Raw genomic sequence first — 9037 nt, 5'->3', positions numbered from 1 at the left:
CCCGAGTATAGACCTGCAACGCCAACCGGCAGGCGGCGAGGGCCTGTTCCAGGTTCTCCGCCCGCTCGCCCGTCGGATCCGGTCGCGGTACGCATTGGCCAGGTTGTGTTGCGTCATGGCCCAATCGACGGGGAAAGCTTCCCGAGTATCGACCTGCAACACCAATTGGAAGGCGGCGAGGGCCTGTTCCAGGTTCTCCGCCCGCTCGCCCCGGATCCGTTGGCTATACGCATTGGCCAGGTCGTTTTGCATCGCGGCCCATTGCTTAGGGAAGGCCTCCCGGGTAAAGACCTGCAACGCTTGCTGATAGGCAGTAATGGCTAATTCCAAATTAATCTCACGGTTTCCCAATGGAAACTGAGCGATTAAATTGCCGAATCCGCCAAACATCGCCGCAACCAACTTTTGTTGGTTTTTATCCCCATTGAACCAACTAGGAGCCGCAATAGATATTGCCTCTAACAATGTGTCATTCAGTCGCTGTTGATTCGCTTTCAGGTAAGGATAGATTTGCTGTATGTCCTTTCGATTATCCACAATTAGTTGCAGGACTATCGCTAAAAATTCTAAAGATTTTTGCATTGATGGTTCGAGAGTGTTTACATGTAAATAGATGTTGGGCATGCCGTCTCTCCCCCAAGGCCTAAGCAAATCTCTTGATGATCTCCTCCACATCCTTACTGCCAACCGTTGGGCAAACTGCCGTAGCCATTTAAGCATTGGGTTCTCCTTGTTGCTCCAGGTCATCCGCCGCTTGTACCATCACCGCTAGCAGATCTTCATCCCCCCATTCGGTATGATGCTGTAGGAGCGCTAATCAAAAGCTGGTCGATCAGGGTGAGATACGCTTGCAGTCGCTGTTCGTCCATTGGCTGACCTTTACCTGTGAGATACCGATTCAACAACTCTGTTGACGTTCCCGTCGCGGGGCGAGCGCGAGCGATCGGGTGTCCGCAGTGTCCGCGCTCGACGGGCTCGGGCACGGTGGTGGATCGAGAACGGACGGGCTCGATCCGCGTGCCTCAATCCGCCGCGCCGGTTTCCGGTTCTTCCAGGTGCGGTTCGAGTGGGTCGAGGAGTTTGTCGGCCCGCTCCGAGCGCCGGCCGAATGGCTGCCGGTGCAGTTTGGCGATCCACAGCTTGAGAGGGGTAATCTCTGCTTGCTAATGCGCGATTTCCGCCTGTGAGCGGGCAATCATCGCTTTCAGCGTTGGGACATCATCGAGCCGGGCATCGGTATCGGCCATGTTTTCAGTATAGGCGCTTATACCGCCTGCAACGGCGCGGTCCGTACTGGACACCGCCAGTCGATGCCTTCCAACAACATGGATAATTGGGCGTGTCCTTTCGGTAAGCCTGCTTGACTACAAGAAACCTACGGTTGAACCGAAACCCATCCCAGCCGGTAGCATGACGCCTTCTTCCATACTGGACGGATTCCTGATCGCCACTGCGATGAAAGCGCCGTCTCTGGTTATCGGCCTGCCCGGATGAAAGCTGACCCCCTCAACTCCCCGCGCCGGCCACCACCTCGTCGGCCAGTTCCTGAATCAACAAGCGGCGATCTTCCTCCGCAATCACCATGCCCCGCGTCAATTCCAAGCGTTCGGTGCGGGTGCGCAGTTCGGCGACACAGGACCCGCCGGGAAAGTGTTTCGCCAGGGCGCGACGGGCTTGGGCGGCGGGCAACTTCGCCATGACCTGCACGCGCAATGCCCGATCCTGTTCCACCGTGGTCAAGGCCCAACGCTCTTGCACGCCGGTGGTGAGGATGACCAGTTGGGTGAACCGGCCGCGCGAGGTGTCCACCGAGATCAGCATCGGCGCACCATCCGGGGTGGGTCCGTGCAGGTGTTGCCGCATGGCCCGCCGTTCGGCGGGATTGAGGCCGAAACGTTCGGCGATGCGATCGCCCTCCTCTTCCGAGGCCCCCAGCACGATCCGGGTGGTGGCCATTTGCAGAATGCCGTGGGGGAAGTGATCGAACAAGGGGCTGCAAAACGCCATTTCCACGCCGTGCTTGCGGCTTTCCAGGGCATCGGTTTCCAACTGAGCCATGGTCGCTGCCGCGCCCCCGCGTAGTCGATGCATTTCATCCAGACAAATCCGTTTATGTTGGGCGCGCAATTCCAGGATGCGCTGGCGTTGATAGGGTTGATACAGCGGCGGCCAATCCCCAATTTGGTTTTCGTGCAGGTAGAAGTGGGCGACGGCGACATGACGGGCCAACATCAGGGCCACGCTCGCCTCCCAGGCCGAGAACACGCCCCCGCGCGTGGCGATTTCCTCGACATCCAGGGAGAGAACCCGCGCCCCAGTCACATCCACCGCCGTCGGGGCGGAGAGCATCGGGAAGACATTGAGCGCATAGGTCCATTGTCGCACCACGAAGTCGATCAAGGGACCACGATCGGTGACGGTGACCGCCCCCCAGGTCTTGCGGATCTTTTCGGATTGCGCCAGAAAGCCGATGGCATCGACCAGCAACGGCGCGGCAAACCGATTGGCCCGTTGCGCGTTTCGGACATCGCCGGCGGCAAACAGACGATCGACCAGATGAAACCACGGCGTTTGGGTATCCGCCGCAATGCCATGTTCCGCCAGTGCCCGATCCACCCGCACATCGCGCCGGGCTTCGTAGCGTTTGGGATGACCATGCGCGTCGTCGGCGAAATGCGGATACAAACCCAACACCACTTCCGACACCACCTCCAACACCCCCGGCGGCGGGTGGTCTTGCCCGGCCGGCGTCGCCAGCACGGTCAGGAAATTCCGCGCGAACGCGCGCTCGTGCGGCAACAGATCCCGCAAGCCCAATTGCAGATCCAGCGGATTGATCGCATCCGCCGGGGTTTGGCGCAAGCGACGGTACACGAACAAGGCCCGCCGGTCCGGCGACACTTCGGCTTGGCACAGCTCGATCAAGCCCTGACTGCTGGCGCCCGGCTCGATGATACTGAGATAAGGCACCGCCTGTTCCCCGTTCAGCAAGTACGCCAGATTGTCGTGGTGCAGGGTCAGACTTTTACCCGATCCCAAGGTGCCGGCGTACAGGGTGATCCAGGCCGCTTGCAACTCCGAACTCGGTTGAAAGGGCAACAACTTGCCATCGCCGGAGCGAAACACCACCGTGCCGCGCGCCCAAGGCAAGGCCGGGCGGGTCAGCGGTAACAATCGCACCGCGTCCGACAAGGGCGCGGCGTGCGGTTCGCCCGGTGACAGATCGACCGCGAAACCGGGCAGCGAGGCCAGCACCGCGCCGGCCGGGGCGCCGCGTTCGATCCGCCACTGTTGCGCGCCCCAGGCTTCCAAGGCCGCGCGCAAGCGCGCCACGCGTGCCCGCGCCGTGGCCGCGTCCGGCCCCCAGGTGGTGGCGCAGACCCGCAAACGCGGCGTGGGTTGCGTCCGTCGCGTGACGTCGAGATCGGTAAACGCCTCGCTGATCCGCCGGTTGTACTCCCCGGCGAAAGCCCAGAAATCGGCCAGTACCCGGCGCAGGCGCCAATGACTAAAACCGCCGTCCAACTGAAACGCGATCCGCACCGGCAGCGCCCGATCCAGTTCCGCGAATAAAGCGGCAAAGGCCCGCAAGTCTTGCGGACCGAACTCCATATACACCGAACTCAGCCAGCGTTCTCCCGCCTGGACCACCCCATCCGGCAACGGCCGCTCGAACGGCGTTTCCAACAATTGATAGCCGATGCGGGGATACCACAACTCCGACAAATCCCGCCGGCGACCCCAAGCCCGGCGGGGCAACGGATCGCCGGGAAGCAATGCCCGCCACGCCGGGCTGGTCATGGGTTCCAGAGACGTGCGCAGGGCATGCAGAAAATCATGATCGCTCAAGAGATCCAGAAACAGGCCGGCGGCATCGAGATCACGGACCAAGGTTTGCACCACCGCCGTGTGGGTTTCCCGCAACGGCCGGAAGACCGCCGCGACATTTTGTCCCTCCAGCGGGGGATACGGTGGGGTCAGCTTGCGAAAACCTTGCCGATAGCGCTGGCGTTCCTGCCGTTGTTCCGGTGCCGTCAAAGCACTCCGATGGGTCCAGACCGTCACCGTGGTGCGTTCACTGACGCAGTTTTCCAATAAGCGATCCCGGTGATCGTCCAGCAATTCATCCATCGCCATGCCCAAGCGCCGCGCCGCGCGCCGTAACGGAAACAGCAGGCGTTCCACCTCCCCCACCGTGCGGTCGGGATCGCGTTCCAACACGAACTGCACCGAATGGCACGTCCGGTGGGCCATGGGCGTCAACGCCACGGTGACGGCTTCCACCAGGCGCTCGAAAGCGGGGGCATCCCATTGCTGACGCAAGCCCTGTAAGGCGATGGCCGTCATCAAGCCGCCACCGGTCATCACCAACGCCGTGTCCGAGTCGGCGGCTTCCAATTGGCAACGATCTTCCGCATACACGCCCGCCGCTTGGGTGAGCGCATGCAGAACCACCTCCAGCCCTTCCAGCATGTCAGCCTCCACGAGATTCAAGGATTTTAGTGATTCGATGGATTTGAAATGTATTGATATGGATTGAAAGCTATCATAAGCTAATCAATAATTGCATTATAAGTATTATTTTATTTGAGGAAGAGCTTATGCGTTGCCGTCGCTTGTTGGGGTTTGTCCTGGCGCTGGCGTTGATCACCACGCCCCTTTCCGCCGGGGCCGCGCTGCCCGAGTTCGTCGCCTTGATGCTGTATTTCTATCTGTTTCAGCAGCCGCAGATGATGAACAACACCCAAGACATCGTGGATGCCCATTTGCAGTCGGCGGACGCCATCAACCGCAAGCGCCTCGAAATCTGGCAAAAGCAGGTCACGATGGCGATGCTACCCCCACCTCAAAGCTGCGCGACGCTGGCCTTGGCGCGAGAACTGAGAACCGTGGACCAGTTCGTTCCGGGGCTGGTGAACGGCCAGATTCAGCAGGGCATTACCACGGTGACCGGCAATGCCAATCCGATTCAAACCGTGGTGGAGCGGGTCCGCCGGCACGAAAGCCGGTATTGCGCCGCACCCGATCGGGCGCGAGGGCGATGCAGCGCGACCAGCACCTTACCCAACGGGGACCTGGACGCCGGTTTGTTGCTGGACACGCGCGGCTATTCCACCGAACAAGACGCGGCGGCGCGGGCTTTTCTGGAGAACCTCACCGCGCCCGCGCCCTTGCCCGCCTTGCCCGCGCACCTGGAAAAATCGCCGCAAGCCGATCAATTGCGCGGCTATCTGTTGACCTACGCCGCCCGCAAGGCCATCGCCCGCAAGGTGCTGGCGAACAGCTATGCCGAGCGCAAGCGGCATCAAGGCCGCAGTCCGCAAGAGGTGATCTTTAACGATGTCGAACGGCGATTCGGCGATCGGGAATGGGTCGATCAGGTGTTGAAAGCGCCACCGGGTTCGCTGGAACGCGAGAAGCTGATGATCGAGACCTGGAAAATGCAGATGGCGATGCGGCAGTACCGCCAGCAACAGGATTTGGCGGTGACGATGGCAACGCTGTTGGAGGTCTTGACCGAACAGCAAGGCGAGGAACAAATCGCCCGGCTGACCGAGGCCGCCATGCGCGCCAAGGTGGTCGAGTGAGTGCCCATCGCTTTCGCCGATGGAGCGTCTCCTTGTGGCGCTTGATCGGCGGTGCGCGATTCATGGGGATCGGGCACCAGACGGCCGTTCGAGCGCGGATTGCAACGCCGTCTCCCGCCATGGAACCCGTCTCCGATGAGCGTGCCCGTTTCACGGCCGCCGTTGATCAGTACGGACTGACCCCCGCCGATCTCCGCCGTATTCGTCGCACGCACACGCTGCGCTTTTATGGACGGGTGGGCGCGGCCTGTTTTGCCTTGTCGTTCAGCGTCACCAGCGCCACTCTCACCTTCGGCGGTTTCGTTGCCCTGCTGGCGGTCCTGTTGGCGCTGCTCTTTCTGGCGGCCAGTGTCCAGAGTTCCTTGCGGGTCTGGCAGATTCGGGGGGGCCGACTCGCGACGTTGGGGGAGTGGGTCCGATCCCCCGCCGTCTGGTTTCCACCGTTTTGGGAGCGCTCATGAGACCGCAAGCCTTTCGTTTTCCGATCCTGGCCCTGGCGGTCGTGCTGACCGGTTGCGCGACACCCCCGCCGCCGAAAACCCCGAATTTCGTCGAACAGGAATTACAGCGGGCCGCGCTGGATGCCAAGGCGGCGCTTTGGCAATTGTCGGCCCTGCAACAGGCCAAGACCGGGACCGGTTTGGCGGAAACCGGCGGGGTCTGGCGCACGCCGGCGGGCTTGGACGGACCGATTTCCATCGCTTGGGTGGGTCCCTATCACACGCTGGTCGCGACCGTGGCCCAGCAAACCGGTTATGGCTACCAACAACTCGGGCAACCGCCCGTCAATGCCTTGATCGTGCGGGTGAACGCCGAGCAGATTCCGGCCATCGCGGTGTTACGGGATGCGTCCTGGCAAGCACGGGATCGCGCGTCCTTGGACATCGATGAGGCGCGGCGCCTGTTGCGCGTGCGGTTCGAGCATGTGGATTGAGTCGATCCGACGACCGGTCATTGGGGTCGCGCTACTGGCGGTGCTGCCGGTCCCGAACGTTGGGGCGTTCGACACGAACCCCGCCGCGATCGCGACGCCAGCCACCGACCGGGCGGCCGATACCGCGTCCCGCTCCACGGTGACCGCTGGCGAAACACTCACTCCCTTACCGACCCTCGATGAGCTGCAAGGGTGGCGACCCGCCTTACGAGGCCAGGTCGAGAACCCCGAACCGGCCTTGCGGGAACGGGCGGTGCGGGAAACCGGCCTGCAAGTCGGCAGTCAGACGGCCTTGGCGCGGATTTCCCGTGATCAGAACGCCACGGTGGAAACCGTTGCCGCGTGGCTGGACGAGATTTACCGCTTCGATCAGCTCTTGATGGAAAAGGGACTGGTGTTGCCACCGATCGTGATCGAGGCGCGTCGCCACGCCGAGGTCGATGGTGCCCGGCTCGCCAAGATCGAGCAGTCCTACCAGATGATCGAAACCGCGCAAGTGGTGGCCGCGCCCCCGACGTGGCGGGATTTTCTGATGGCCCCGGATTATCCCCCGCCCGTGAAACCGGAAGGGGCGTTGTTGCCGCAAAACGCGGCGGAGGAACGGGTGTGGGCGGAGGCGGTGCGCCAGGGCTGGACCCAAGGCGAACAACAAGCCGAACTGGCGTTCAAGGCCCGCGTGGGCGAGCTGCATCGGGCCTTTCTGGGCCGAGTCCGCTATCTCGTGTTGCTGGAACGCGGCCTGGTCACCGCCCCCGCCACGCGGGTCTCCCGGCGCGGCGTCAAACTGGATCGCCACGAACTGCTGATCGGTCGCACCGAGGTCACCTTGTCCCGGTTTCCCCGGTTCCGAGGTCCCACTCGCAAGGGCCGGCTGCCGTGGAACGCCCTGCCGGAGGTGTTGACGACCTACGACGATGGCGGTTCGGTGCAATAGGCGTGAGCAAGGAGTGAGCATGACCCCTGATCGTGAGCGCTCCATGGGTTCGGGTGACTGGCCGCCGTTGCCGATCCGGTTGACCCAAGCGGATTTGGATGCTTGTTTGTTGGCTGCCGCGCGCCACGGGGCGACCGATTTACATGTGCAAGCGCTGCGTCCCTTGATCGTCAATCAGGAAGGTTGGCTCTATCCGGTGGCCGAGCGCCGCTTGGAACTCAGTGAAGCGCAAGAATTGGCGAGCCGGGTGTTGGGTGCCCACGTTCCCGCGACGCTGGGTCGGGGCGAGGACGTGGACGGCGACTACTCGATGGTGGCCGACGGACAACGGTTTCGCTTTCGCGTCAACGCGACCGCGATCCAGATCGATGATCAGACCGGTACCCACCTGACCTTTCGGATTCATCCCAACTTGCCGCCCCCGCTGGCGGATTTGGCCGTGCCACCCGCGCTGCAAGCGGTGTTGCTGGGGGTGCGCAAGGGCTTGGTGTTGGTGACCGGACCGACCGGCAGCGGCAAGACCACTTTGTTGGCGGCGACGATCCGGCGGATTCTGGAAGATCCGGAACGCCATGACGTGGTGCTGACGGTCGAGAGTCCCATCGAGTTTCTTTACGACGAGGTGGCGATTCAGAACAGTGTCGTCGCGCAGTCGCAAATCGGCCGGCATCTGCCGTCCTGGCCGCGCGCGGTGCGCAACGGCTTGCGGCGCGGACCCACCACCTTGCTGATTGGCGAATCCCGCGATAACGAAACCATGGCGGCCACCCTGGAGGCGTGTCTGACCGGTCATTTGACCTTCACCACCCTGCACACCACCGGCGTGCCCGCCACCGTGTCGCGCATGGTGCGGATGTTCCCCGAGGGGCAACGCGATACCGCTTACGCCGACCTGATCGAAGCCACCCAATTGATCGTGTCGCAACGGCTGTTGCCGGGGGCCGAGGGCCGGCGGGTGGCGGTGCGGGAATGGCTGGCGTTGGACGTGAACCTGAAAACGGCGTTGCTGGATTTACCGCCGGACAAGACCAGCAACACTTTACGCACCTTTGTGCATACCAGTGGCCAGTCCTTCAAGACCGATGCCGATCAACTATTGCGGGATGGGCGGATCACCGGGGCGGTGCACGCCGAGTTTTTGAGGAGTTACGCGGCATGAGCGACGCTTCCCAATCCGCGGCGCCCTGGTGCTACACCGCCCACTACCCGAAAGCCTTTTGGGTCTTGGATGCGCGTTTGGCTTGGCCCCTGTTGCTTTGGCTCCTGCACATGGCGTGGTGGACCTTCGCCGTGGCGGTCGCCGCGTGTCTGCTGGGAGCCGTTCTCGCGCGGGTGGCGATGCCACCGGCCATGGCCTGGCGCCGTCTGAAAGCCGCCTTGCGGGGCGGGCCGTGTCCGCCGCGCCGTCCCCGACGATTGTTTCTCCGCTAGGGAGATTGCCATGCATCGTCATTGGTATGGTGGCGGGTTAGCGGTGCTGCTGGCGGTTCCCGCGATCGGCTGGGCCGAGCACTCATGGCTGGACGCCGAGGTCCAGGCCCAGGAGGCGCGCTGGGCCGCTCAGCAAGGCCACCGGGCGGC

General features: G+C 62.7%; 8 protein-coding genes and 1 pseudogene. 7 read left to right on the top strand and 2 right to left on the bottom strand.

What is annotated here, in order from left to right; translation table 11 throughout:
* Positions 1-624: pseudogene (locus tag E4P82_RS19465) on the bottom strand (tetratricopeptide repeat protein); the annotation flags it as partial.
* Positions 625-956: 332 nt separating this feature from the next.
* Between E4P82_RS19465 and E4P82_RS24000 the strand changes: the two are divergent.
* A complete protein-coding gene (locus tag E4P82_RS24000) occupies positions 957-1187 on the top strand; it encodes a hypothetical protein (RefSeq protein WP_478219237.1) in 231 nt (76 codons plus the stop codon).
* 319 nt (positions 1188-1506) lie between these two features.
* Here E4P82_RS24000 and E4P82_RS19450 read toward each other — a convergent pair whose 3' ends face one another.
* Positions 1507-4473 (bottom strand): hypothetical protein, encoded by a 2967-nt coding sequence (locus E4P82_RS19450; protein WP_169250431.1) that lies wholly within the window; start codon positions 4471-4473, stop codon positions 1507-1509.
* 128 nt (positions 4474-4601) lie between these two features.
* Between E4P82_RS19450 and E4P82_RS19445 the strand changes: the two genes are divergently transcribed.
* Genes E4P82_RS19445 through icmT form a run of 6 tightly spaced genes read left to right on the top strand, consistent with a single transcriptional unit; the run spans position 4602 to position 8887 of the window.
* Positions 4602-5588 carry a hypothetical protein gene (locus E4P82_RS19445; protein ID WP_169250430.1) on the top strand — a complete coding sequence of 329 codons (987 nt, stop codon included), beginning with the start codon at positions 4602-4604 and terminating at the stop codon, positions 5586-5588.
* A gap of 32 nt (positions 5589-5620) precedes the next feature.
* Entirely contained in the window at positions 5621-6049 is a 429-nt protein-coding gene (locus tag E4P82_RS19440; RefSeq protein WP_169250429.1) for a hypothetical protein, read from the top strand.
* Positions 6046-6522: a DotD/TraH family lipoprotein gene (locus tag E4P82_RS19435; RefSeq protein WP_169250428.1), complete on the top strand. Its 477-nt coding sequence runs from the start codon at positions 6046-6048 to the stop codon at positions 6520-6522. Before E4P82_RS19440 ends, E4P82_RS19435 begins: the two co-directional genes overlap by 4 nt.
* Positions 6512-7456, top strand: a complete 945-nt coding sequence (locus E4P82_RS19430; protein WP_169250427.1) for a type IV secretory system conjugative DNA transfer family protein — start codon at positions 6512-6514, stop codon at positions 7454-7456. The genes E4P82_RS19435 and E4P82_RS19430 overlap by 11 nt, the downstream gene beginning before the upstream one ends.
* A gap of 19 nt (positions 7457-7475) precedes the next feature.
* Positions 7476-8615 carry a type IV pilus twitching motility protein PilT gene (locus tag E4P82_RS19425; protein WP_169250426.1) on the top strand — a complete coding sequence of 380 codons (1140 nt, stop codon included), beginning with the start codon at positions 7476-7478 and terminating at the stop codon, positions 8613-8615.
* Positions 8612-8887, top strand: coding sequence for an IcmT/TraK family protein (gene icmT / locus E4P82_RS19420; protein WP_169250425.1), 276 nt, complete (start codon positions 8612-8614; stop codon positions 8885-8887). Before E4P82_RS19425 ends, icmT begins: the two co-directional genes overlap by 4 nt.
* The last annotated feature ends 150 nt before the right edge of the window (positions 8888-9037 follow it).

It is taken from the genome of Candidatus Competibacter phosphatis (assembly GCF_012939995.1).
Taxonomy (GTDB): Bacteria; Pseudomonadota; Gammaproteobacteria; order Competibacterales; family Competibacteraceae; genus Competibacter; species Competibacter phosphatis.
The sequence above is the reverse complement of the archived record's forward strand: the minus strand, read 5'-3'. Positions and strand labels throughout refer to the sequence as shown.